The sequence below is a fragment of the Pseudomonas sp. MAFF 730105 genome (genome assembly GCF_055380705.1).
In genome coordinates, this window is the sequence record NZ_AP018438.1 from 1,904,984 (window position 1) to 1,927,252 (window position 22,269).

Genomic DNA, 22,269 nt, shown 5'->3' on the forward strand with positions numbered 1-22,269 from the left:
TTAATGAGCTTCGGCGCCGATGAAGAGATCCTTCAGGATTTCCTGGTTGAGGCCGGCGAGATTCTAGAGCAACTCTCCGAGCAATTGGTCGAGCTGGAAAGCCGACCGGATGATGCGGATCTGCTCAATGCAATCTTTCGCGGTTTCCACACTGTAAAAGGAGGCGCCGGCTTCCTTCAGCTCAACGAGCTGGTGGAGTGCTGCCACATTGCCGAGAACGTGTTCGACATCCTGCGTAAGGGTGAGCGTCGCGTGGATTCGGAATTGATGGACGTGGTGCTTGAAGCGCTGGATGCGGTCAACAGCATGTTCAGCGAGGTGCGTGATCGTTCGCCGATTACCGCTGCTACTCCAGAGTTGCTCGCCGCGCTGTCGCGCCTGGCCGAGCCGCAATCGGCAGACGAAGCCGCTCCGGTCGAAACCGTGGTTGAAGAACCCGTTGTCGAGGAGCCAGTCGCCGAGGAATCGGGCGATATTACCGATAACGAATTCGAACAGTTGCTGGACTCCCTGAGTGCCGTCAAGGCCGAAGCTCAGGCCCAGGCTCCTGTAGCTGCCGCGCCCGCCGATGCGGGTGCGGCCAGCGATGAAATCACCGATGCGGAGTTCGAGTCGCTGCTCGATCAACTCCATGGCAAGGGCCAGTTCGCCGTCGATGCGGTCGTCCCGCCGACAGCTCCTGCCGCGCCGAAAGCCGCGGGCGACAGCTCAGACATTACCGACGATGAATTCGAAGCCTTGCTCGACCAGTTGCATGGCAAGGGTACTTTTGCCGTTGACGCCCTGGAGTCGGCCATTGCCTCTTCGCCGGCTCCGAGCAAGCCTGCTGCGGCCGCGGCCGGTAGCGACCTGATCACCGATCAGGAGTTCGAGTCCCTGCTCGACGATCTGCACGGCAAAGGCAAGTTCAGCGAAGTCGGCGCGGCCTCTGCTGCGCCAACTGCCGCGCCGGCCGCCAAGGCCGCGCCAAAACCCGCCGCCAAGGCGCCGGAGTCCAAGGCCGAGACACCTGCTCCCGCACCCAAGCCAGCAGCTGCCGCCGCGCCTGCACCTGCCCGTGCACCGGCCGCGTCGGCGTCTGCACCGGCGGAAAAACCGACCAGTGAAGCCGAGACCACCGTTCGGGTCGACACCGCGCGCCTGGACGAGATCATGAACATGGTCGGTGAACTGGTGCTGGTGCGTAACCGTCTGGTGCGCCTGGGCCTCAATAGCCAGGACGAAGCCATGTCCAAGGCCGTGTCGAACCTCGACGTGGTCACGGCCGATCTGCAGACCGCGGTCATGAAGACCCGGATGCAGCCGATCAAGAAAGTCTTCGGGCGCTTCCCGCGCCTGGTACGTGACCTGGCTCGCCAGCTCAAGAAAGAAATCAACCTGGAACTGGTGGGTGAAGAAACCGACCTCGACAAGAACCTTGTCGAGGCCCTGGCAGACCCGCTGGTCCACTTGGTGCGCAACGCGGTCGACCATGGTATCGAGTCGCCGGAAGAGCGCGAAGCCGCAGGCAAGGTTCGTAGCGGCAAGGTGATCCTGGCCGCCGAGCAGGAGGGCGACCACATCCTGCTGTCGATCTCCGACGACGGCAAAGGCATGGACCCCGAGGTGCTGCGCGCCATCGCCGTCAAACGCGGCGTGATGGACAAGGACGCCGCCGACCGCCTGAGCGACACCGAGTGCTACAACCTGATCTTCGCCCCCGGCTTCTCGACCAAGACCGAGATTTCCGACGTGTCGGGTCGTGGCGTGGGGATGGACGTGGTGAAAACCAAGATTTCCCAGCTCAACGGTTCCATCAACATCCACTCGGTCAAAGGCTCGGGCTCGAAGATCCTCATCAAGGTCCCGCTGACCCTGGCGATCATGCCGACCCTGATGGTGATGCTGGGCAACCAGGCGTTCGCTTTCCCGCTGGTCAACGTCAACGAGATCTTCCACCTCGACCTGTCGCGCACCAATGTGGTCGACGGCCAGGAAGTGGTGATCGTGCGGGACAAGGCACTGCCGTTGTTCTACCTCAAGCGCTGGCTGGTCAGCTCCGCGGCGCATGTGGAGCAGGGCGAGGGCCACGTGGTGATCCTTTCGGTGGGCACACAGCGGATCGGCTTCGTTGTCGACCAGCTCGTGGGCCAGGAAGAAGTGGTCATCAAGCCGTTGGGCAAGATGCTCCAGGGCACCCCGGGCATGTCCGGCGCCACCATCACCGGCGACGGCCGCATCGCGCTGATCCTCGATGTACCGAGCATGCTCAAGCGTTACGCCGCGCGGCGTATTTGATTCTGGAGGGGCGTGGCCCAGCGCCACGCCTCGTCTAACGGAGTGTTTATGGTAGTTAAAGTCCTGGTGGTGGACGATTCGGGGTTCTTCCGCCGCCGCGTCTCGGAAATTCTCTCGGCGGACACGACGATTCAGGTCGTCGGTACCGCGACCAATGGCAAAGAGGCAATCGATCAGGCCCTGGCACTCAAGCCGGATGTGATCACCATGGACTATGAGATGCCAATGATGGATGGCATCACGGCTGTGCGGCATATCATGCAGCGCTGCCCGACTCCGGTATTGATGTTCTCGTCCCTGACCCACGAAGGCGCCCGTGTCACCCTCGACGCGCTGGATGCCGGGGCGGTGGATTTCCTGCCGAAGAACTTCGAAGACATCTCGCGCAACCCCGACAAGGTCCGGCAGTTGCTGTGCGAGAAGGTCCACAGCATTTCCCGCAGCAACCGCCGCGTGAGTGCCTACACGCCACCGGCTCCTGCGCCTGTGGCTGCGCCGAGCCCTGCGCCATCTTCCGCCAGTTTCAATCCGCCCCCGGTACGCAGTGCCCCGGCCCCTGCGCCTGCACGTTCGGCCCCGGCCAGTGCGTCGTCGCCGGCCCCCAAACGCAAGGCCTACAAGCTGGTTGCCATCGGCACATCCACGGGTGGTCCGGTGGCGCTGCAACGGGTACTGACCCAGTTGCCGGCCAACTTCCCGGCTCCAATCGTGTTGATCCAGCACATGCCGGCAGCCTTTACCAAGGCCTTCGCCGAACGCCTGGACAAGCTGTGCCGCATCAGCGTCAAGGAAGCCGAGGATGGCGATATCCTGCGTCCGGGTCTGGCGCTGCTCGCTCCGGGTGGCAAGCAGATGATGGTCGACGGTCGTGGCGCGGTGAAAATCCTGCCGGGCGACGAGCGCCTGAACTACAAGCCCTGTGTGGACATTACCTTCGGTTCCGCAGCCAAGTCCTACGGTGACAAAGTTCTGGCGGTGGTGTTGACCGGCATGGGCGCCGATGGTCGCGAAGGCGCCCGCCTGCTCAAGCAGGGCGGCAGTGCGATCTGGGCCCAGGACGAAGCCAGTTGCGTGATCTATGGCATGCCGATGGCGATTGTCAAAGCGGACCTGGCCGACGCGGTGTACGGGCTGGACGACATTGGTAAGTACCTGGTCGAGGCGTGCCTGTAATGGATGTCCTCAGCCTGATCGGTATCATCATGGCGTTCGTCGCCATCATTGGTGGCAACTACCTGGAAGGCGGTCATCTCGGGGCCTTGGCCAATGGCCCTGCGGCGCTGATCGTGCTCGGTGGCACCATCGGCGCCGCGCTGTTGCAATCGCCCATGAGTGCGTTCAAACGCGCCATACAGGTACTGGTCTGGATTCTGTTTCCACCGCGGGTCGACCTGGCCGGCGGTATCGATCGCGTGGTGAACTGGAGCCTGACCGCCCGCAAGGAAGGCTTGCTCGGTCTGGAAGGGGTGGCCGATGCCGAACCTGACAACTACTCGCGAAAAGGCCTGCAATTGCTGGTGGACGGCGCCGAGCCGGAAGCCATCCGCAGCATCCTGGAAGTGGATTTCTACACTCAGGAAAGCCGCGACATCGAAGCGGCCAAGGTCTTCGAAAGCATGGGTGGTTATGCACCTACCATCGGCATCATCGGTGCGGTAATGGGCCTGATCCACGTGATGGGCAACCTGGCCGACCCTTCGCAACTGGGGAGCGGCATCGCCGTGGCGTTCGTCGCCACCATCTATGGCGTGGCCAGTGCCAACCTGGTGTTGTTGCCGATTGCCGCCAAACTCAAGTCCATCGCCTTGCGCCAGTCGCGTTATCGCGAAATGTTGCTGGAAGGAATCCTGTCGATCGCCGAAGGTGAAAACCCGCGCTCCATTGAATTGAAGCTCCAGGGCTTCATGGACTAATGGGAGTAATGGACCATGGCGCGTCGCAGGCATCATGAAGAGCATGTCAACCATGAACGTTGGCTGGTGTCCTACGCCGACTTCATCACATTGCTGTTCGCTTTTTTCGTGGTCATGTATTCGATCTCCTCGGTCAACGAGGGCAAATACAAGGTTATCTCCGAGGCGTTGATCGGGGTCTTTACCGACTCGGATCGCGCCCTCAAGCCGATTCCCATCGGCGACGAGCGGCCCAAGACGACCACGCCGGCCAAGCCGCTGGTCCGGGACGCCGAGCAGGTCGATGCCGGCATTGCTGGCGGTAGCGACCCGTTGAAAAGCATCGCCGACGACATCAGCGCGGCCTTCGGCGACCTGATCAGCTCCAACCAGATGACCGTGCGCGGCAACGAGTTGTGGGTGGAGATCGAACTCAACTCCAGCCTCTTGTTTGGCAGTGGCGACGCCATGCCCAGCGACATGGCGTTTCACATCATCGATAAGGTGGCGACGATCCTGAAACCGTTCGACAACCCGATCCATGTGGAAGGTTTCACGGATGACCAGCCGATCCGCACCGCGCAGTATCCGACCAACTGGGAGCTGTCTTCGGCGCGTTCGGCGAGCATCGTCCGCATGCTTGCCATGCAAGGTGTGAACCCCGGTCGCCTGGCATCGGTGGGGTATGGCGAGTTCCAGCCGGTGGCCAACAACGCTACTGTCGAAGGCCGGGCGAAGAATCGGCGCGTGGTGCTGGTGGTGTCGCGCAACCTTGATGTACGCCGCAGCCTGACCGGTACCGGCACGGCCAATGCAACGCCGGATGCAGCATTGAAGCGGGCTGGCACACAAACTGCACCGACCCCGGTCAAGACACCGGGAAGACAGAGCGCCGTCAATTCTCCGTCACCCGCTTTATAACCGAGCTATTTCTCGGCCGTGCCTGTTTCGGCCGGGAGGAACGATCCGAATGAGAGTCTGGGCAGTTGCCAATCAAAAAGGTGGGGTGGGTAAAACCACTTCTTCCATCGCTTTAGCCGGATTACTGGCCGAGGCGGGCAAGCGTGTGGTCATTGTCGACCTGGACCCCCATGGCTCGATGACCAGCTATTTTGGCTACGATCCCGATAGCCTGGAGCACAGCAACTACGACTTGTTCCTGCACCGGGGCAGTGTGCCTGAGGGCTTGCCGGGACAACTGTTGCTGTCCACCAGTGACGAGCGGATTTCCCTGTTGCCGTCGAGCACCGCGCTGGCCACCCTGGAACGGCAGTCGCCGGGACAGGGCGGGTTGGGCCTGGTGATCGCCAAGAGTCTGGCGCAGCTGTGGCAGGATTTCGATTACGCGATCATTGACAGCCCACCCCTGCTGGGTCTGTTGATGGTCAATGCCTTGGCGGCCAGCCAGCAACTGGTGATCCCGGTGCAGACCGAGCATCTGGCGGTCAAGGGGCTGGAGCGAATGGTCAATACCCTGGCGATGGTCAATCGCTCACGCAAACAGTCGCTGGCATTCAATATCGTGCCGACCTTGTTCGATCGCCGTACCCAGGCGTCTATGGGAACCCTTCGGGTGTTGCGGGACATGTACCCGGATGACATCTGGCAAGGCTACATCCCGGTCGACACGCGCCTGCGCGATGCCAGCCGCGCCGGTGTGACCCCTTCCCAGTTCGATGGCAAAAGCCGTGGCGTGCTGGCCTACCGGGCCTTGCTCAAGCACCTGCTGGCCCAGCAGCTCGTTCCTCAGCAGGTGGCCTGATTGAACGCGTCTAAAAGCTCTGCAGGCTCAAGTCTGATGGCACTCATGCCGATAACGTTCATATGCGGTGCACTGCTTTCATGAACCGCCCGATCAAGACGACCTCGCGTCCGCAAATGGCCTTGCAGTCCTACCTGGACGGGCTGTTGCAGGAAGCGACCGAAGAATTACCACCGGAGCCGAGCGTGCCCGAGGCTTTGCCCGCGCCCGTCGAAGCCGAAGGTGTGCTGGATGAGTTTCAGGCGGCCGTGCTCGAGGAGCAGGCCCGTGATGCACGTAAACCCGTGGTTGTCGCACCGGTCGAGGCACCGGTCGCCAAGCCATCGGTGAGAGTCATGGAGGCGCCTGCGCCGATGCTGGCGGCGGTTTCCACCGTTGCACCGTTGTTGCAGGGCCTGGAGACACCTGTGGTGGAAGTCCATCTGCCACCACCGAGCAACACGCCGCCGCCGGTTGAGACTGACGACCGTCCGGCCTGGGCCGCCGAGCCGTTTGAGTGCCTGTTGTTCGATGTGGCCGGGTTGACCCTGGCGGTGCCGCTGGTGTGCCTGGGATCGATTTATTCCCTGGCCGGGCACGAATTGACGCCGTTGTTTGGCCAGCCGGATTGGTTCCTTGGGATCCTGCCGAGCCAGGCCGGCAACCTGAAGGTACTGGATACCGCGCGTTGGGTGATGCCGGACCGTTATCGCGATGATTTTCGCCAGGGCCTGCAATACGTGATTTCGGTACAGGGTTACGAGTGGGGGTTGGCGGTGCACCAGGTCAGCCGTTCGCTGCGCCTGGACCCGAACGAGATCAAGTGGCGTAGCCATCGAGGGCAACGGCCATGGCTGGCGGGTACGGTGATCGAGCACATGTGCGCCTTGCTGGACGTTTCCGAGCTGGCCGAACTGATCGCCAGCGGCGGGGCAAAACACCTGGGCGGCTCCAAGCCGGTCCAGAAACCGAAATAACACAGTCGGTGGCGCGCAGCGTCACGGCGCAGAACACACCGCCACAGGCGGTTTTTCGAGGGGTCAGGGTATGAATGATAAGGCGTCGTCTCTCAAGGGTTCCGAAGATCCGATCCTGCAATGGGTCACCTTCAAACTCGATAACGAAACCTACGGCATCAACGTGATGCGCGTGCAGGAAGTGCTGCGCTATACCGAGATCGCTCCGGTACCGGGTGCGCCAAGCTATGTGCTGGGGATCATCAACCTGCGTGGCAACGTGGTCACGGTGATCGACACCCGCCAGCGTTTTGGCCTGAATTCCACCGAGGTCAACGACAACACCCGTATCGTGATCATCGAGGCCGACAAGCAAGTGGTCGGTATCCTGGTCGACAGCGTTGCCGAAGTGGTTTACTTGCGTCAGTCGGAAATCGAAACCGCGCCTAACGTCGGTAACGAAGAATCGGCCAAGTTCATCCAGGGTGTCTGCAACAAGAACAACGAGTTGCTGATCCTGGTCGAGCTGGAAAAAATGATGAGTGAAGAAGAGTGGTCGGAACTGGAGAGTATCTGATTGATTCTTGAGGTAGCAGTCATTGTCATGTTCCTTTTCTGGGCAGGCACGTTGGCAATGTTCTTGGCGTACATACGCGGCCAGCGGCAGATCGCCGCTCAACAGGCCCAGGGCGATGCGTTGCGCGATCAGCGCATCAAGGACCTGGCCAAGCGTGTCGACGATTACCAGAACGGTACCGTGCGCATGGGGGAAGCCATCCATGAGCTGCGCGCCGTAGTCGGCCCGTTACCGGACAAACTGGCCCAATTGGAACAGCGCGACCCCTCGAGCTTGTCCTTTGCCCAAGCCGCGCGGCTGGTGGGTATGGGCGCCAGTGTCGACGAACTGACCCAGGCCTGTGGCTTGACCCAGGCCGAGGCGGAGTTGATGAGTAAATTGCACAGGGGCTGAGGATCGCTTCCAGTCAAGGATCAAACGCCCTGGAACCTGTGGGAGCAAAGCTTGCTCGCGATAGCGATAGGACAGTCAATGGCATTCTCGACTGGCGGTGCCCCAATCGCGAGCAAGCTTTGCTCCTACAGGCTTCTTCGCTGCCGCCATGTGGCGTGGAATCAGTAATCATCCCCGCGCTCCGTCACATCCTTCTCCACATTCGGTGCATGCGGGTCGAAGCCCTTGGGAAACTTGCCCTTGAGGTTCCAGGCAAACGCGATGATCTCGGCGATGGTGAGATACAACTCCTGCGGAATACTCTCCCCCAGTTCCAGTCGGGCCAGGAGCTTCACCAGCTCGGCATTTTCATAGATCGGCACTTCACTGTCCCGTGCGATCCGCAGGATTTCCTCGGCCAGGGCTTCGTCGCCCTTGGCGGTGAGGGTCGGGGCGTGGTGGCCGTCGTATTTGAGGGCGATGGCCTGGCGCGGTTCGGTGTGGGTTGTCATGCGGTTTCGTCCACCCAGCGTTGTTCGAGTCGGGTCTTGGGGCCTTGGGGCGGGGTGCCGACGTGGCAGTCCAGGTCTGCGACGTTCAGGCCGCAGGTCACCAGGCGCTCACGCAGTGCCGCCAGGTTGCGTTCGATCAGGTCCGCCGTGTAGGGCCGTTCAGCCCACAATTGGCTGGACAGGCTGCCGCTGAGCAATTGCGCCTGGACCTGCAACGGCCCCAGCGGCTCTACGTCGAACGCCAGCTCGACCCGCCAGAGCTGCTGCTTGGCCTCACGTTCTTCCCGACGCTCGCTGGGTTGTTCCCGAGGCGGGGTTTCTTCCCGTTGGAATTTGACCTGCAAGGGCACGATGTCCTGCAGGTTGCGCATCGGGATTTCCAGTTGCCAGGTGCTCATCAACCGGCCATCGTCGGTCAGGCCGGTCTGCTCCAGGCTCGACAGTTGATGGCTTTGCAGACGTGACACGGCGGCAGCGGCGAGGCGCAGGAGGTGTTCGAGGTCGCCTTCGTCGTCCTGGCCCTTCAGCAACCGGGAGGGCAGGGGGAAACCGGTGGGTTGCGGCTTTGCGCTGACCTGGCCGAGCGTGCCCAAGGCGTTGCGTACAAAACTGGGCAACGCCTGGGCCAGGGTGTTGGCGGCAATGATCGCGCCGAGATTGGTGGAGGCGGGCAGCGTCGTGGTCAGTTGGGCGATCAGTTTCAGCAGATCGCCCTTGAAGTCCGTTGCCAGGCTCGGTGGTTGTCCGGCCAGCAGTTTGCTTTCCAGGAATACCCCGCTGGCGGCCAAGGCCTGGGCCAGTCCCTTGGGCGTGCTCAATTGCTGCACATCCGGCAGGCCGGCCAGCAGACGCGTCACCGCGGCACGCAGCTCGACGCCGGTCTCATCCGTGGCGGGCAGCTCCTGCAGGACGCTGATCAGACTGTCCAGCGAACCCTGACGACTCACCTGGGTCACCAGTTGCTGGCTCACCGCCAGTTGTTCCTGGCGGTTGCTCAGCGGAATGAATTTCAACGTCTGGGCATCCTGCACCTGGGCGCTCAACAGCGTGCCGATACGCAGCGGCTGGGGGCTGTCGATGTCCAGGGTGCTGCCGGCCTGGGCGGTATTGAGCAAGCTCACCAGTGACCGATACATCGCCGGTTGCCCTGGCACCTGAGGCAACGCCTGGCTGGTGACCACCTTACCCTGCAACAGGGTGCCGACCGGCAGCTGCGTGGTGTCGATACGGGTCAGGGTCGCAATGCTGGAGGCAACGACCTGTTGTACGGTGATCGCCAGGTTACTGGCGGACGGCTGGGTCACCGCCAGGCTGGTGCCCTGGGGCAACGGCTGGCTGCTGGTGGCCTGCACGGTAGTCTGGCGGCCGCTTTCCAGGGTGACCTTGAGCAATAGCTGGAAAGTCTGGTCCGCCTGCTTGAGCGACAACACCTCGGCACTGGCCGTCTGGCCGGCACCGATCAAGCCTTCGACCGGCGTCAGCAATTTGAGCAGCTCGCCGCTGACCGCCGGCATACGCGTCGTTGCCGTGGGCTGGGGCAGCGGCTGGATGTTCATGTCGCCTGTCATCTGCGGTCTTACCCTGGAAACTAATTGAGAACGCCCCCTGAGGGCATGGCATGTATAATGCCGCCCGTCTTTCAGGGAGTGGCGAAAACCTTGCAATAGTTTGACGCAGCTCTGTGGAACGGGCCGTCAATGCATCTATGCTGCATCTCTTTAACGGCCGCTGCACCGCCGACTTAAACCGTATAAGGCTCGCGATCCCTTGACCAGTCCTCTCTTGCAAACCGTCGGCCTCGCCTGTGAGCGAGACCTGCGGCTGCTTTTCGAACACCTCGAATTGAGACTCTCGCCTGGCGATATGGTGCAAGTCAGTGGTCCCAATGGCAGTGGCAAGACCAGCCTCTTGCGCCTGCTGGCCGGGTTGATGCAACCGACGGCCGGGCAGGTGCTGCTCAACGGCCAACCCCTGCAGAGCCAACGCAGCGAACTGGCCCGCAACCTGCTCTGGATCGGCCACGCCGCAGGGATCAAGGATTTGCTGACCCCCGAAGAAAACCTCAGCTGGCTCTGTGCGCTGCATCGGCCCGCCGGCCATGAAGCGATCTGGCAGGCGTTGGCCATGGTGGGATTGCGCGGCTTCGAAGACGTGCCATGCCATACCTTGTCCGCCGGTCAGCAGCGCCGCGTGGCCCTGGCCCGGTTGTACCTTGACACCCCGCCGCTGTGGATTCTCGACGAACCGTTCACTGCCCTGGACAAGCAGGGCGTGGCGCAGCTCGAGGAACATCTGGCCCGGCATTGCGAGGGTGGTGGCATGGTGCTGTTGACCACCCACCATACACTGGCCCGGATGCCGTCCGGTTATCGCAACATTGATCTGGGGAACTGGGCCGTATGAGTGTGTTTGGCCTGTTGCTTGCCCGCGAAGCGCGCCTGTTGTTCCGCCGCCCGGCCGAACTGGCCAACCCGCTGGTGTTTTTCGCGATTGTCATTGCGCTGTTCCCGTTGGCGGTCGGGCCGGAGACTCAATTGTTGCAAACCTTGTCGCCAGGACTGGTCTGGGTGGCAGCGCTTTTGTCGGTCCTGCTCTCGCTGGACGGGCTTTTCCGCAGTGATTTCGAAGACGGTTCCCTGGAACAGTGGGTCCTTTCGTCGCACCCCCTGGCCCTTCTGGTTTTGGCCAAGGTACTGGCACACTGGGTTTTTTCCGGCCTGGCGCTGGTATTGCTCTCGCCGCTGCTGGCGATGATGCTGGGGTTGCCCGCCGCGTGCATGCCGGTGCTGCTGGTTTCGTTGTTGCTGGGCACACCGGTGCTGAGCCTGCTCGGTGCGGTGGGGGCGGCATTGACGGTGGGCTTGAAGCGCGGCGGCCTATTGCTGGCATTGTTGATCCTGCCGCTGTATATCCCGGTGTTGATCCTTGGCAGTGGCGCCTTGCAAGCCGCCTTGCAAGGTATGCCGGCGACCGGTTATCTGCTCTGGCTTGGGAGCCTGACCGCCCTGGCGATAACCCTGACACCCTTTGCAATAGCCGCTGGCCTGAAGATCAGCGTCGGCGAATAATAATGAGGCCTGGTCAAAAAATGACCACTTCCTATGAAGTTAAGGCAGACCCGGCGGCGCGTGACAGCGCGCCGCAACCGTGATGGAAACAGCAATGAACTGGACCTGGTTTCATAAGCTCGGCTCACCCAAGTGGTTCTACGGCATCAGCGGCAAGTTGCTGCCCTGGCTGAGTATCGCCGCACTGCTGCTGATAGGGATCGGCGTGGTCTGGGGCCTGGCGTTCGCGCCGCCGGATTATCAACAGGGCAACAGCTTCCGCATCATCTACATCCATGTACCGACTGCGATGCTGGCCCAGTCGGTCTACGTCATGCTGGCGGTGTGCGGCGTGGTCGGGCTGGTCTGGAAGATGAAGCTGGCCGACGTTGCCTTGCAATGCGCCGCGCCTGTCGGGGCCTGGATGACCGCCGTGGCGCTGGTCACCGGAGCCATCTGGGGCAAACCGACCTGGGGGTCGTGGTGGGTCTGGGATGCCCGACTGACGTCGATGCTGATCCTGCTGTTCCTGTACTTCGGTCTTATTGCGCTGGGCAACGCCATCAGCAATCGTGAGAGTGCCGCCAAAGCCTGCGCGGTGCTGGCGATTGTCGGTGTGATCAATATCCCGATCATCAAGTATTCGGTGGAGTGGTGGAACACCTTGCATCAGGGCGCGACGTTCACCCTCACGGAAAAACCGGCGATGCCCGTGGAAATGTGGCTACCGTTGCTGCTGACCGTCCTGGGTTTCTACTGTTTCTTCGGCGCGGTGCTGTTGCTGCGCATGCGCCTGGAAGTGCTCAAGCGCGAAGCCCGGGCCAGTTGGGTGAAGGCCGAAGTACAGAACAGCCTGGAGGCCGCTCGATGAGTTTCGCTTCATTCGGCGATTTCCTCGCCATGGGCCATCATGGCCTGTATGTCTGGTCCGCCTATGGCATCTGCCTGGCGGTACTGGCCCTCAACGTGGCGGTGCCGCTCCTGGCCCGCAAGCGGTATCTGCAACAAGAGGCGCGTCGTCTGCGCCGGGAGAACGGTCAGTGAATCCGCTGCGCAAAAAACGTCTTGTCATCATCCTGGCGATCCTGGTGGGTGTCGGTGCCGCGGTTGGCCTGGCCTTGAGCGCCCTGCAGCAGAACATCAATCTGTTCTACACCCCGACCCAGATCGCCAATGGCGAAGCGCCCAAGGACACGCGTATCCGGGCTGGCGGCATGGTGGAGAAGGGCTCGCTCGTACGTTCCGGGGATTCGCTGGACGTGAAATTCAACGTCACCGACTTCAACAAGACCGTGACCATCACTTATCGCGGCATCCTCCCGGACCTGTTCCGTGAAGGGCAGGGCATCGTCGCCCTGGGCAAGCTCAACGCCGATGGCGTGGTGGTGGCCGACGAAGTGCTGGCCAAGCACGACGAAAAATACATGCCGCCGGAAGTGACCAAGGCTCTTAAAGACAGTGGTCAGTCGGCACCTGCTCCCATGAAGGAGGGCTGATCGATGAGCACTGGCATTTTTATTCCCGAGTTGGGCCACCTGGCGATGATCCTGGCCCTGTGCCTGGCCCTGGTGCAGGCCGTGGTGCCGCTGCTCGGTGCCTGGCGCGGCGACCGTCTGTGGATGAGCCTGGCCCAGCCGGCGGCTTGGGGCCAGTTCGCCTTCATGGTGTTCGCCTTCGGTTGCCTGACCTATGCCTTCATGACCGATGATTTTTCCGTGGCCTACGTCGCGAGCAACTCCAACAGTGCCTTGCCCTGGTATTACAAGTTCAGTGCGGTGTGGGGCGCCCATGAAGGGTCGCTGCTGCTCTGGGCCCTGATTCTCGCTGGCTGGACCTTCGCCGTCTCGGTGTTCTCCCGGCAATTGCCCCAGGTGATGCTGGCCCGGGTGCTGGCGGTGATGGGCATGATCAGTACCGGTTTCCTGCTGTTCCTGATCGTCACGTCCAATCCGTTCGCGCGGATCCTGCCGCAGATGCCGATGGATGGTCGCGACCTCAATCCGCTACTGCAGGACATCGGCCTGATCGTTCACCCGCCGATGCTCTACATGGGCTACGTCGGCTTTTCCGTGGCCTTCGCCTTCGCCATCGCCGCGTTGCTGGGCGGTCGCCTCGATGCCGCCTGGGCCCGCTGGTCGCGCCCATGGACCATCGTCGCCTGGGCCTTCCTCGGCATCGGCATCACCCTCGGCTCGTGGTGGGCCTACTACGAACTGGGCTGGGGCGGCTGGTGGTTCTGGGATCCGGTGGAAAACGCCTCGTTCATGCCTTGGCTGGTGGGCACGGCACTGATTCACTCACTGGCGGTCACGGAAAAGCGTGGCGTGTTCAAGAGCTGGACCGTGCTGCTGGCGATCGCCGCATTCTCCCTGAGCCTGTTGGGGACCTTCCTGGTGCGTTCCGGCGTCCTGACCTCGGTGCATGCCTTCGCCTCGGACCCCGAGCGCGGTGTGTTCATCCTGATGTTCCTGCTGTTCGTGGTCGGCGGCTCGCTGACGTTGTTCGCCCTGCGGGCGCCCGTGGTCAAGAGCCAGGTTGGCTTCAACCTCTGGTCCCGGGAGACGCTGCTGCTGGGCAACAACCTGGTGCTGGTGGTGGCCGCGTCGATGATCCTGTTGGGAACGTTGTACCCGCTGGTGCTCGATGCGCTGTCCGGGGCCAAGTTGTCGGTCGGGCCGCCGTACTTCAATGCCCTGTTCATTCCACTGATGGCGATCCTGATGGTGGTGATGGCGGTCGGTGTGCTGGTGCGCTGGAAAGACACACCGGTCAAATGGCTGCTGGGCATGTTGACGCCAGTGCTGCTGGGCACTGCTGCCCTGGCCGTGGTGGCCGGGATCGCTTATGGCGATTTCAACTGGGCCGTGCTGGCGACCTTCATGCTGGCGGCCTGGGTATTGCTGGCCGGTGTACGGGACATCTTCGACAAAACCCGTCACAAGGGACTGGTCAAGGGCCTGCCGACCCTGACCCGCAGCTACTGGGGCATGCAGGTTGCTCACCTGGGCATCGCCGTCTGCGCCCTGGGCGTGGTGCTGTCCAGCCAGAACAGCGCCGAGCGCGACCTGCGCCTGGCACCGGGAGAGTCCATGGAACTGGCCGGTTACCAATTCATGTTCGAAGGCGCCAAACATTTCGAAGGCCCGAACTTCACGTCCGATAAAGGCACTGTGCGGGTCACTCGTGACGGCCAGGAAGTGGCGGTGCTGCATCCCGAGAAGCGCCTGTACACCGTACAGAACTCGGTGATGACCGAGGCCGGAATCGACGCTGGTTTCACTCGCGATCTTTATGTGGCACTGGGCGAGTCCCTGGGTGACGGCGCCTGGGCGGTGCGGGTGCACGTCAAGCCGTTCGTGCGTTGGATCTGGTTCGGCGGCCTGCTGACCGGCCTGGGCGGGGCACTGGCGGCGTTGGATCGGCGTTATCGAGTCAAGGTGAAAACCCGGGTGCGCGAAGCTCTGGGCGTGACGGGAGCCACTGCATGAAACGTTGGTTGATGGTATTGCCGCTGGCGTTGTTCCTGGTGGTGGCGGTCTTTCTGTACCGGGGGCTTTTCCTGGACCCGTCCGCATTGCCTTCGGCAATGATCGGCAAGCCGTTCCCGGAATTCACCCTGCCTTCGGTGCAGGGCGACAAGACGCTGACCCGCGCCGATCTGCTGGGCAAGCCGGCACTGGTCAACGTATGGGGCACCTGGTGCATTTCCTGCCGGGTCGAGCACCCGGTGCTGAACAAGCTGGCCCAGAATGGCGTGGTGATCTATGGCGTGAATTACAAGGACGTCAACGTCGATGCCTTGAAATGGCTCGCCGAGTTCCACAACCCGTATCAACTGGACATTCGGGATGAAGACGGCACCCTGGGCCTGAACCTTGGGGTCTATGGGGCCCCGGAAACCTTCTTCATCGACGCCAAGGGCGTCATCCGTGACAAGTTCGTCGGTGTGATCGACGAACAGGTTTGGCGCGAGAAACTGGCGACCAAGTACCAGGCACTGGTGGACGAGGCCAAGCCATGAAGCGTTGGCTAGCCGCTGTCGTCCTGGGGGTGAGTCTCGCTGGCGTGGCCCACGCCGCGATCGACACCTACGAATTCGCCAATGAAGGCGAGCGCGAGCGGTTTCGCGAACTGACCAAGGAGCTGCGCTGCCCCAAGTGCCAGAACCAGGACATCGCCGACTCCAACGCACCGATTGCCGCTGACCTGCGCAAGGAAATCTTCCGCATGCTCGGCGAGGGCAAGGACAACCAGCAGATCATCGACTTCATGGTGGACCGCTACGGTGAGTTCGTGCGTTACAACCCGGCCCTGTCCTCCAAGACCGCGCTGTTGTGGTTCGGCCCCGCCGGCTTGTTGCTCGGCGGCTTCGTCGTCATCGCGCTGATCGTGCGCCGCCGCCGGGTGCAGCGCAGCGCCGCCCCGGATACGCTTTCCGTCGAAGAGCGCCAGCGCCTCGACCAACTGTTGGATAACACCAAGCATGATTGATTTCTGGCTCGCCGCAGGTCTGCTTCTCCTGGTTGCCCTGAGTTTTCTGTTGATCCCCGTGCTAAGGGGCCGTCGCGCACAGCGGGAGGAGGACCGCACCGCGCTCAATGTGGCGCTGTATCAGGAGCGTGTCGCCGAGTTGCAGGCCGAGCAGGCGGAGGGCGTGCTCAATACCGCGCAGCTGGATACCGGGCGCGCTGAAGCCGCTCGGGAACTGCTCGCCGATACCGAGGGCGCCGAGGCACCGCGCGAATCGCGCATGGGCAAGCCGCTGCCGTTGCTCGCCGCCGTGCTGGTGCCGGTGCTGGGCCTGGGCTTGTACCTGCATTTTGGCGCGAGCGACAAGGTCGAGCTGACCCGCGAATTCGCCCAGGCGCCGCAGTCGATGGAAGAAATGACCCAGCGCCTGGAAAGGGCGGTGGCGGCACAACCGAGTTCCGCCGAGGGCTTGTATTTCCTGGGGCGTACCTACATGGCGCAGGATCGGCCAGCGGATGCGGCGAAGATCTTCGAGCGCACCGTAGCGGTGGCGGGGCGGCAGCCCGAGTTGCTGGGGCAGTGGGCCCAGGCGCAGTATTTTGCCGATGGCAAGAAATGGTCGGACAAGGTCCAGACCTTGACCGATGAGGCACTGAAGCTCGATCCCAAGGAAGTCACCAGCCTGGGCCTGTTGGGTATCGCCGCGTTTGAAGGCGAGCGCTATCAGGATGCGATCGATTACTGGGGGCGCCTGCTGGCGCAACTGCCGGAGGACGACAAATCCCGCGAGGCGCTGCAAGGCGGTATTGCCCGCGCCACCGAGAGGCTGCAAGCCAGTGGCGGCAAGGTGGCTCAGGCTCCGGTCGTCAAGACCGGTGCGGTGCTCAAGGTCCATGTCGACCTGGCGCCGGCACTCAAGGCCAAGGTGCAACCGGGCGACAGCGTATTCATCTTTGCCCGCGCCGTTTCCGGCCCGCCTGCGCCGCTGGCGGCCAAGCGCCTGACGGTCGCCGACCTGCCCGTCAACGTCGAGCTGGGGGACGCGGACGCGATGATGCCGCAACTGAAACTGTCGAACTTCCCTGAAGTCCAACTGGTGGCGCGTATCTCCCGCGCCGGTCAACCGACCGCCGGCGAATGGATTGGCCGCAGCCAGCCCCTGGCGAGCAGCACCACCACGCCGCAACAACTGACCATCGACAGCCCGGACCAATGACAGGAATTTTCACCATGACCGCCATCGCTCGTATCACTCTGTTGACGCTCGTCCTGGGCCTGAGCGCTTGTGCGGTCCATCGTCCCCCGGAGCCCTCGACGCCGCTGCCCCCCATTCCGCCTTCGACGCCGACCACCAAACCCGCGCCGTCCACCGCGCCGGGCAAGCCGGTCACCCCGAACAAACCGGCCAAGCCGTTGCCGCGCACCTCCGCCAGTTTCGCCCCGCCACCTGGGGGTAACAGCCACTGGGACGCCAAGCTTGGGGTCTATGTGCTGGATAACCAGCCCAACACCTTCTATCGCCAGCGCACCTACTACCGCTGGAACAATGGCTGGAGCCGCTCCGTCAGCCCGAACGGGCCTTGGGAAGACACCACCATCGAAGGCGTACCGGGGGGATTGGGGCGCCAGTTCCACTGAAAAGTGCTTGCTCCTCAGACCTGTAGGAGCTGCCGAAGGCTGTAATCTTCTCGCTGCAGACTCAATTGTCTGGGCAAAGATCGCAGCCTCGCTTCGCTCGGCAGCTCCTACATCGCTCCTGCAAGGTTCGACCTGTCATCCCCATCGTCGTAGAATGCGCGCCTTTGTGAGCTATCGGAGTACCTGACCATGACGACCACCCCGGCCGGCGACTACCTGGAAACCCTCTACGAAGGCTACGGCCAACGTTTCCGGATGGACAAGCTGCTGCACGAAGTGCGTACCGAGCACCAGCACCTGGTGATCTTCGAGAACCCGCGCATGGGGCGGGTGATGGCACTCGATGGCGTGATCCAGACCACCGAAGCCGATGAGTTCATCTATCACGAGATGCTCACCCACGTGCCCATCCTGGCCCACGGCAAGGCCAAGCGCGTGCTGATCATCGGTGGCGGTGATGGCGGCATGCTGCGTGAGGTGACCAAACACCTGGGCGTCGAGCACATCACCATGGTGGAAATCGACGGCACCGTGGTGGACATGTGCAAGGAATTCCTGCCCAACCACTCCAAGGGCGCCTACGACGACCCGCGACTGAACCTGGTGATCGACGACGGCATGCGCTTCGTCTCCACCACCCAGGAGAAGTTCGACGTCATCATTTCCGACTCCACCGACCCGATCGGCCCGGGTGAAGTGCTGTTCTCGGAGAATTTCTACCAGGCTTGCCATCGCTGCCTGAACGACGGCGGCATCCTGGTGACCCAGAACGGCACGCCATTCATGCAGTTGGGCGAAGTGCAGACCACCGCCGGCCGCCTGCGAGGCCTGTTTGCCGACTGGCACTTCTACCAGGCTGCCGTGCCGACCTACATCGGCGGTGCCATGACTTTCGCCTGGGGCTCGACCGACAGCGCTTACCGCAAGCTCTCCCGTGAAACCCTGCATGAGCGGTTCATCGGCAGTGGCATCGTCACCCGCTACTACAACCCTGAGATTCATCTCGGTGCGTTTGCCATGCCGCAGTACGTATTGCAGGCGATCAACAAGCCGAGTAACGACTGATTTGGTTGAGTTTTTTTTGTGGCGAGGGGATTTATCCCCTCTCCACAATATGGGCCGCCTGATATTGAGGTGGGTTCGGGCATTTTGTGTTTCCAGATATTCATTGGACGAAATTTTCACAAAATCTTGCGGACAATCCTCCGCGCTTTTATTGCCGTCGGTTATTTAATGGCAATGCCTTAACCGTTCGTGCAACATCTGCGCTCTTGCGCAAACCCCGGGCCAGGCTTTGGTTGGCAGAGGGCGCGCCTTTGTATTTTCTGTTACTCCAACTCCAATAGGGTCCTCAAACGACATGGCAATCCCGGACGCCCTGAGTCAGCAGCGAAGCACGCATCGCCTGCTGCAACCGACCGTCAAATCGCACCTGGCCTACACATTGCTCTGCGCCCTGGTGATGATGGTGATGTTCAGCCTGCTGCGCGTGGCGCTGCTGGTCTATAACCGCCAAATGATCCTCGACACCCCGGCCTCGACCTTCGTCGAAGCCTTCGCCAATGGCCTGCGTTTTGACCTGCGCCTGGTGGTCTACCTCAGCGTTCCGCTGCTGCTGGCGCTGTTCAGCGCCCGCGCCATGGCGGCCCGAGGTTTCTTTCGTTTCTGGCTGACCGTCACCTCCAGCGTTGCGCTGTTCCTGGGCCTGATGGAGATGGACTTCTACCGTGAGTTCCACCAGCGCCTCAACGGCCTGGTCTTCCAGTACGTGAAGGAAGATCCGAAAACCGTGATGAGCATGCTCTGGTACGGTTTCCCGGTGGTGCGCTACCTGCTGGCCTGGGCCGGTGGCACTATCATCCTGAGCTTGGCCTTCAAGGGCGCGGACCGTGCAACCCGTCCGCGCGGCCCGTTCAGCGGCGGCAGCATCGGCACCCGCCAGATCGCCCCGTGGTACGGTCGGGTGGCGGTGTTCGTCGTCTGCCTGCTGGTGGCTGTGGTCGCGGCCCGTGGCACCTTGCGTCAAGGCCCGCCGTTGCGCTGGGGCGATGTCTATACCACCGATTCGAACTTCGCCAACCAGCTGGGCCTCAACGGCACGCTGTCACTGGTGGCGGCGGCCAAGAGCCGCATGTCCGAAGACCGTGACAACATCTGGAAAGCCACCCTCGAGCAGCCACTGGCACAACAGACCGTGCGCGACATGCTGGTGTTGCCCGACGACAAGCTGGTGGATACCGCCACCGCTGCCGTGCGCCGCGACTACATGCCGCCAGCCGACAAGACCCTGCCGATCAAGAACGTGGTCGTGATCCTCATGGAAAGCATGGCCGGTCACTCGGTAGGCGCCCTGGGTGCTCCGGGCAACATCACGCCTTACCTGGACAAGCTGTCCAAGGAAGGCTTGCTGTTCGACCGCTTCTTCTCCAACGGCACCCATACCCACCAGGGCATGTTCGCCACCATGGCGTGCTTCCCGAACTTGCCCGGCTTCGAATACCTGATGCAGACGCCAGAAGGCAGCCACAAGCTGTCGGGCCTGCCGCAACTGCTCAGTGCCCGTGACTACGACGACGTGTATGTCTACAACGGTGATTTTGCCTGGGACAACCAGTCGGGTTTCTTCAGCAACCAGGGCATGACCAACTTCATCGGGCGTAACGATTTCGTCAACCCAGTGTTTTCCGATCCGACCTGGGGCGTGTCCGACCAGGACATGTTCGACCGTGGTCTGATCGAGCTCAAGGCGCGGGAAAACGGCAAGCCGTTCTATGCCCTGCTGCAAACCCTGTCCAACCACACGCCATATGCGCTGCCGACGCCATTACCGGTGGAGCGGGTCACCGATCGCGGCAGCCTGAACGAACACCTGACTGCCATGCGCTACTCGGACTGGGCGCTGGGCCAGTTCTTCGAGAAGGCACGCAAGGAGCCTTACTTCAAGGAGACGCTGTTCATCGTGGTGGGCGACCATGGTTTCGGTAACGAACGCCAGATCACCGAGATGGACCTGGGCCGTTTCAACGTGCCCATGTTGATGATCGGTCCTGGTATCCAGGAAAAGTTCGGCCAGCGTAACCACACCGTGGGTACCCAGGTCGACATCGTTCCTACCATCATGGGGCGGATCGGTGGACAGGTGCGCAACCAGTGCTGGGGCCGCGACCTGCTGAACCTGCCGCAAGGCGATACCGGTTTTGGTGTAATCAAGCCGTCGGGCAGTGATCAGACTACGGCGATCATCCAGGGTGATCGGATCCTGGTACTGCCAAAGGAAAAAGAAATGGGGCCGAAGATGTTCCGCTATGAACTGGGGGCCAACCCGCGTGCAGAAGTCATTCCGGATGCACCCGATAGCGCCCAGATGAAGCTCAAGCTCGAGTCTTTCCTGCAAACCGCCACCAAGAGTCTGCTGGATAACACCGCCGGCGTGGTGGATGGAAAGCCGGACTGATGATCGGCAAATAAAAAAGAGGCCTTGAAGAAGGCCTCTTTTTTTTTGCCATTGATTTATATCTTGCCCAGTAACAGCAGTATCAACAGCACTACCAACACTACGCCGATGATGCCGGACGGGCCGTAACCCCAACTTCTGGAGTGCGGGAAGACCGGCAGACCGCCGATCAGCAAGAGGATCAGGATAATGATGAGTATTGTGCCCATTGTTGATTTCCTTATTGGTCAGTTTTGGAGTGATACAACTTTCAACTGCCAGCGCGCTGCATTAAATCCGGGCGGCTTAATAAGTCCGACCGTAACGTCCTGTAAAAAATTCAAAGTTTTTTAGTGCCTGTCGGGCGGCCGGGAAACCTATGGCGAGGTCTTCACAACCTATTACGGTTTGCCCCCGCCATTCAGCAATCTGATGGAGCGTGGGTCTCGCCGGCTCCTTCGCTACACTCGGCCCATCTCTCCCGGAACAACAAGGCTGTTTCCTATGCAAAATCGCATGATGATCACCGGTGCTGGCTCGGGCCTGGGCCGCGAAATCGCACTGCGCTGGGCCCGCGAAGGCTGGCGCCTGGCCTTGTCGGACGTCAGTGAGCCAGGCCTTCAGGAAACTCTCAGGCAGGTGCGCGATGTCGGCGGCGACGGTTTTGTCCAACGCTGCGATGTGCGTGATTACAGTCAGCTGACGGCGTTCGCCCAGGCCTGCGAAGAAAAGCTCGGCGGCATCGACATCATCGTCAACAACGCTGGCGTGGCTTCGGGCGGGTTCTTTAGTGAATTGTCCTTGGAGGATTGGGACTGGCAGATTGCGATCAACCTGATGGGGGTGGTCAAGGGCTGCAAGGCGTTCCTGCCGTTGCTGGAAAAAAGCCGCGGCAAGATCATCAACATTGCCTCCATGGCGGCGCTGATGCAGGGGCCGGCCATGAGTAACTACAACGTGGCCAAGGCTGGCGTGGTGGCATTGTCGGAAAGCCTGTTGGTCGAACTGGCGCAGCAGGAAATCGGTGTCCACGTAGTCTGTCCGTCGTTCTTCCAGACCAGTCTGCTGGACTCCTTCCGTGGCCCGACCCCGGCCATGAAGGCCCAGGTGGGCAAGTTGCTGGAAAGCTCGCCGATCACTGCTGCCGATATCGCTGACTACATCTTCCAGCAGGTCGACCAGGGCGAGTTCATGATTCTGCCCCACGAACAGGGACGCATGGCCTGGGCGATGAAGCAGAAGAATCCGCAGTTGCTGTACGACGAAATGACCGTCATGGCCGACAAAATGCGCGCCAAGGCTAGGCAGAACCCAACTTGACCTTGCCATGCAGTGTCCTCAGGATGGCGCCATT

At 61.8% G+C, this 22,269-nt stretch carries 24 protein-coding genes; 21 read left to right on the plus strand and 3 right to left on the minus strand.

Annotation, left to right across the window (positions count from 1 at the left end):
- Nucleotides 1–3: 3 nt before the first annotated feature.
- From PCOSP_RS08500 to PCOSP_RS08535, 8 genes are all read left to right on the plus strand, one after another.
- Entirely contained in the window at nt 4–2,277 is a 2,274-nt protein-coding gene (locus PCOSP_RS08500; RefSeq protein WP_175362439.1) for a chemotaxis protein CheA, read from the plus strand.
- Nucleotides 2,278–2,325: 48 nt separating this feature from the next.
- Nucleotides 2,326–3,450, plus strand: coding sequence for a protein-glutamate methylesterase/protein-glutamine glutaminase (locus PCOSP_RS08505; protein ID WP_139647199.1), 1,125 nt, complete (start codon nt 2,326–2,328; stop codon nt 3,448–3,450).
- Nucleotides 3,450–4,190 (plus strand): flagellar motor protein, encoded by a 741-nt coding sequence (locus tag PCOSP_RS08510; RefSeq protein ID WP_024778677.1) that lies wholly within the window; start codon nt 3,450–3,452, stop codon nt 4,188–4,190. The genes PCOSP_RS08505 and PCOSP_RS08510 overlap by 1 nt, the downstream gene beginning before the upstream one ends.
- 15 nt (nt 4,191–4,205) lie before the next feature.
- Nucleotides 4,206–5,090 carry a flagellar motor protein MotD gene (gene motD / locus PCOSP_RS08515; protein WP_139647197.1) on the plus strand — a complete coding sequence of 295 codons (885 nt, stop codon included), beginning with the start codon at nt 4,206–4,208 and terminating at the stop codon, nt 5,088–5,090.
- A 49-nt stretch (nt 5,091–5,139) separates the two neighbouring features.
- Entirely contained in the window at nt 5,140–5,931 is a 792-nt protein-coding gene (locus PCOSP_RS08520) for a ParA family protein (RefSeq protein ID WP_041022220.1), read from the plus strand.
- An 80-nt stretch (nt 5,932–6,011) separates the two neighbouring features.
- Nucleotides 6,012–6,887, plus strand: coding sequence for a CheW domain-containing protein (locus tag PCOSP_RS08525; RefSeq protein WP_464710834.1), 876 nt, complete (start codon nt 6,012–6,014; stop codon nt 6,885–6,887).
- A gap of 70 nt (nt 6,888–6,957) precedes the next feature.
- Nucleotides 6,958–7,443, plus strand: coding sequence for a chemotaxis protein CheW (locus PCOSP_RS08530; protein WP_024778681.1), 486 nt, complete (start codon nt 6,958–6,960; stop codon nt 7,441–7,443).
- Nucleotides 7,444–7,836, plus strand: a complete 393-nt coding sequence (locus tag PCOSP_RS08535) for a DUF2802 domain-containing protein (protein WP_464710835.1) — start codon at nt 7,444–7,446, stop codon at nt 7,834–7,836.
- Nucleotides 7,837–7,997: 161 nt separating this feature from the next.
- Here the strand turns inward: PCOSP_RS08535 and PCOSP_RS08540 are convergent, their stop codons facing one another.
- Nucleotides 7,998–8,327, minus strand: a complete 330-nt coding sequence (locus PCOSP_RS08540; protein ID WP_139647179.1) for an EscU/YscU/HrcU family type III secretion system export apparatus switch protein — start codon at nt 8,325–8,327, stop codon at nt 7,998–8,000.
- Nucleotides 8,324–9,895 carry a flagellar hook-length control protein FliK gene (gene fliK / locus PCOSP_RS08545; RefSeq protein ID WP_464710837.1) on the minus strand — a complete coding sequence of 524 codons (1,572 nt, stop codon included), beginning with the start codon at nt 9,893–9,895 and terminating at the stop codon, nt 8,324–8,326. Before fliK ends, PCOSP_RS08540 begins: the two co-directional genes overlap by 4 nt.
- Nucleotides 9,896–10,094: 199 nt before the next feature.
- On the opposite strand from fliK, the gene ccmA reads away from it, so the two are divergent.
- The 12 genes from ccmA (at nt 10,095) to PCOSP_RS08605 (ending at nt 20,936) form a co-directional block, all read left to right on the plus strand.
- Nucleotides 10,095–10,730 carry a cytochrome c biogenesis heme-transporting ATPase CcmA gene (gene ccmA / locus PCOSP_RS08550; RefSeq protein WP_139647175.1) on the plus strand — a complete coding sequence of 212 codons (636 nt, stop codon included), beginning with the start codon at nt 10,095–10,097 and terminating at the stop codon, nt 10,728–10,730.
- Nucleotides 10,727–11,395 (plus strand): heme exporter protein CcmB, encoded by a 669-nt coding sequence (gene ccmB, locus PCOSP_RS08555; RefSeq protein ID WP_003183957.1) that lies wholly within the window; start codon nt 10,727–10,729, stop codon nt 11,393–11,395. Before ccmA ends, ccmB begins: the two co-directional genes overlap by 4 nt.
- A 94-nt stretch (nt 11,396–11,489) precedes the next feature.
- Nucleotides 11,490–12,245 (plus strand): heme ABC transporter permease, encoded by a 756-nt coding sequence (locus tag PCOSP_RS08560; RefSeq protein ID WP_139647172.1) that lies wholly within the window; start codon nt 11,490–11,492, stop codon nt 12,243–12,245.
- Entirely contained in the window at nt 12,242–12,418 is a 177-nt protein-coding gene (gene ccmD / locus PCOSP_RS08565; RefSeq protein WP_041022228.1) for a heme exporter protein CcmD, read from the plus strand. Before PCOSP_RS08560 ends, ccmD begins: the two co-directional genes overlap by 4 nt.
- Nucleotides 12,415–12,870, plus strand: coding sequence for a cytochrome c maturation protein CcmE (gene ccmE / locus PCOSP_RS08570; RefSeq protein ID WP_139647168.1), 456 nt, complete (start codon nt 12,415–12,417; stop codon nt 12,868–12,870). Before ccmD ends, ccmE begins: the two co-directional genes overlap by 4 nt.
- 3 nt (nt 12,871–12,873) lie before the next feature.
- Entirely contained in the window at nt 12,874–14,862 is a 1,989-nt protein-coding gene (locus tag PCOSP_RS08575; RefSeq protein ID WP_175362435.1) for a heme lyase CcmF/NrfE family subunit, read from the plus strand.
- Entirely contained in the window at nt 14,859–15,395 is a 537-nt protein-coding gene (locus tag PCOSP_RS08580) for a DsbE family thiol:disulfide interchange protein (protein WP_139647165.1), read from the plus strand. The genes PCOSP_RS08575 and PCOSP_RS08580 overlap by 4 nt, the downstream gene beginning before the upstream one ends.
- A complete protein-coding gene (locus tag PCOSP_RS08585) occupies nt 15,392–15,865 on the plus strand; it encodes a cytochrome c-type biogenesis protein (protein ID WP_139647163.1) in 474 nt (157 codons plus the stop codon). Before PCOSP_RS08580 ends, PCOSP_RS08585 begins: the two co-directional genes overlap by 4 nt.
- Nucleotides 15,858–17,060, plus strand: coding sequence for a c-type cytochrome biogenesis protein CcmI (ccmI, locus tag PCOSP_RS08590; RefSeq protein WP_464710838.1), 1,203 nt, complete (start codon nt 15,858–15,860; stop codon nt 17,058–17,060). The genes PCOSP_RS08585 and ccmI overlap by 8 nt, the downstream gene beginning before the upstream one ends.
- A gap of 14 nt (nt 17,061–17,074) precedes the next feature.
- Nucleotides 17,075–17,482, plus strand: a complete 408-nt coding sequence (locus PCOSP_RS08595; protein ID WP_139647160.1) for a hypothetical protein — start codon at nt 17,075–17,077, stop codon at nt 17,480–17,482.
- Between the two features lie 189 nt (nt 17,483–17,671).
- A complete protein-coding gene (speE, locus tag PCOSP_RS08600; RefSeq protein WP_041022234.1) occupies nt 17,672–18,547 on the plus strand; it encodes a polyamine aminopropyltransferase in 876 nt (291 codons plus the stop codon).
- Between the two features lie 295 nt (nt 18,548–18,842).
- A complete protein-coding gene (locus tag PCOSP_RS08605) occupies nt 18,843–20,936 on the plus strand; it encodes an LTA synthase family protein (RefSeq protein WP_464710840.1) in 2,094 nt (697 codons plus the stop codon).
- A gap of 56 nt (nt 20,937–20,992) precedes the next feature.
- Here the strand turns inward: PCOSP_RS08605 and PCOSP_RS08610 are convergent, their stop codons facing one another.
- Nucleotides 20,993–21,145 carry a DUF3309 family protein gene (locus PCOSP_RS08610; RefSeq protein WP_018606531.1) on the minus strand — a complete coding sequence of 51 codons (153 nt, stop codon included), beginning with the start codon at nt 21,143–21,145 and terminating at the stop codon, nt 20,993–20,995.
- Between the two features lie 274 nt (nt 21,146–21,419).
- Between PCOSP_RS08610 and PCOSP_RS08615 the strand changes: the two genes are divergently transcribed.
- Entirely contained in the window at nt 21,420–22,235 is an 816-nt protein-coding gene (locus PCOSP_RS08615; RefSeq protein ID WP_464710841.1) for an SDR family oxidoreductase, read from the plus strand.
- Nucleotides 22,236–22,269 lie beyond the last annotated feature (34 nt).

Coding starts and splice junctions, on each gene's coding strand:
- PCOSP_RS08500 (WP_175362439.1), top strand. CDS start 4: ATGAGCTTCGGCGCCGATGAAGAGATCCTTCAGGATTTCCTGGTTGAG.
- PCOSP_RS08505 (WP_139647199.1), top strand. CDS start 2,326: ATGGTAGTTAAAGTCCTGGTGGTGGACGATTCGGGGTTCTTCCGCCGC.
- PCOSP_RS08510 (WP_024778677.1), top strand. CDS start 3,450: ATGGATGTCCTCAGCCTGATCGGTATCATCATGGCGTTCGTCGCCATC.
- motD (WP_139647197.1), top strand. CDS start 4,206: ATGGCGCGTCGCAGGCATCATGAAGAGCATGTCAACCATGAACGTTGG.
- PCOSP_RS08520 (WP_041022220.1), top strand. CDS start 5,140: ATGAGAGTCTGGGCAGTTGCCAATCAAAAAGGTGGGGTGGGTAAAACC.
- PCOSP_RS08525 (WP_464710834.1), top strand. CDS start 6,012: ATGAACCGCCCGATCAAGACGACCTCGCGTCCGCAAATGGCCTTGCAG.
- PCOSP_RS08530 (WP_024778681.1), top strand. CDS start 6,958: ATGAATGATAAGGCGTCGTCTCTCAAGGGTTCCGAAGATCCGATCCTG.
- PCOSP_RS08540 (WP_139647179.1), bottom strand. CDS start 8,327: ATGACAACCCACACCGAACCGCGCCAGGCCATCGCCCTCAAATACGAC.
- fliK (WP_464710837.1), bottom strand. CDS start 9,895: ATGACAGGCGACATGAACATCCAGCCGCTGCCCCAGCCCACGGCAACG.
- ccmB (WP_003183957.1), top strand. CDS start 10,727: ATGAGTGTGTTTGGCCTGTTGCTTGCCCGCGAAGCGCGCCTGTTGTTC.
- PCOSP_RS08560 (WP_139647172.1), top strand. CDS start 11,490: ATGAACTGGACCTGGTTTCATAAGCTCGGCTCACCCAAGTGGTTCTAC.
- ccmD (WP_041022228.1), top strand. CDS start 12,242: ATGAGTTTCGCTTCATTCGGCGATTTCCTCGCCATGGGCCATCATGGC.
- PCOSP_RS08575 (WP_175362435.1), top strand. CDS start 12,874: ATGAGCACTGGCATTTTTATTCCCGAGTTGGGCCACCTGGCGATGATC.
- PCOSP_RS08580 (WP_139647165.1), top strand. CDS start 14,859: ATGAAACGTTGGTTGATGGTATTGCCGCTGGCGTTGTTCCTGGTGGTG.
- PCOSP_RS08585 (WP_139647163.1), top strand. CDS start 15,392: ATGAAGCGTTGGCTAGCCGCTGTCGTCCTGGGGGTGAGTCTCGCTGGC.
- ccmI (WP_464710838.1), top strand. CDS start 15,858: ATGATTGATTTCTGGCTCGCCGCAGGTCTGCTTCTCCTGGTTGCCCTG.
- PCOSP_RS08595 (WP_139647160.1), top strand. CDS start 17,075: ATGACCGCCATCGCTCGTATCACTCTGTTGACGCTCGTCCTGGGCCTG.
- speE (WP_041022234.1), top strand. CDS start 17,672: ATGACGACCACCCCGGCCGGCGACTACCTGGAAACCCTCTACGAAGGC.
- PCOSP_RS08605 (WP_464710840.1), top strand. CDS start 18,843: ATGGCAATCCCGGACGCCCTGAGTCAGCAGCGAAGCACGCATCGCCTG.
- PCOSP_RS08610 (WP_018606531.1), bottom strand. CDS start 21,145: ATGGGCACAATACTCATCATTATCCTGATCCTCTTGCTGATCGGCGGT.
- PCOSP_RS08615 (WP_464710841.1), top strand. CDS start 21,420: ATGCAAAATCGCATGATGATCACCGGTGCTGGCTCGGGCCTGGGCCGC.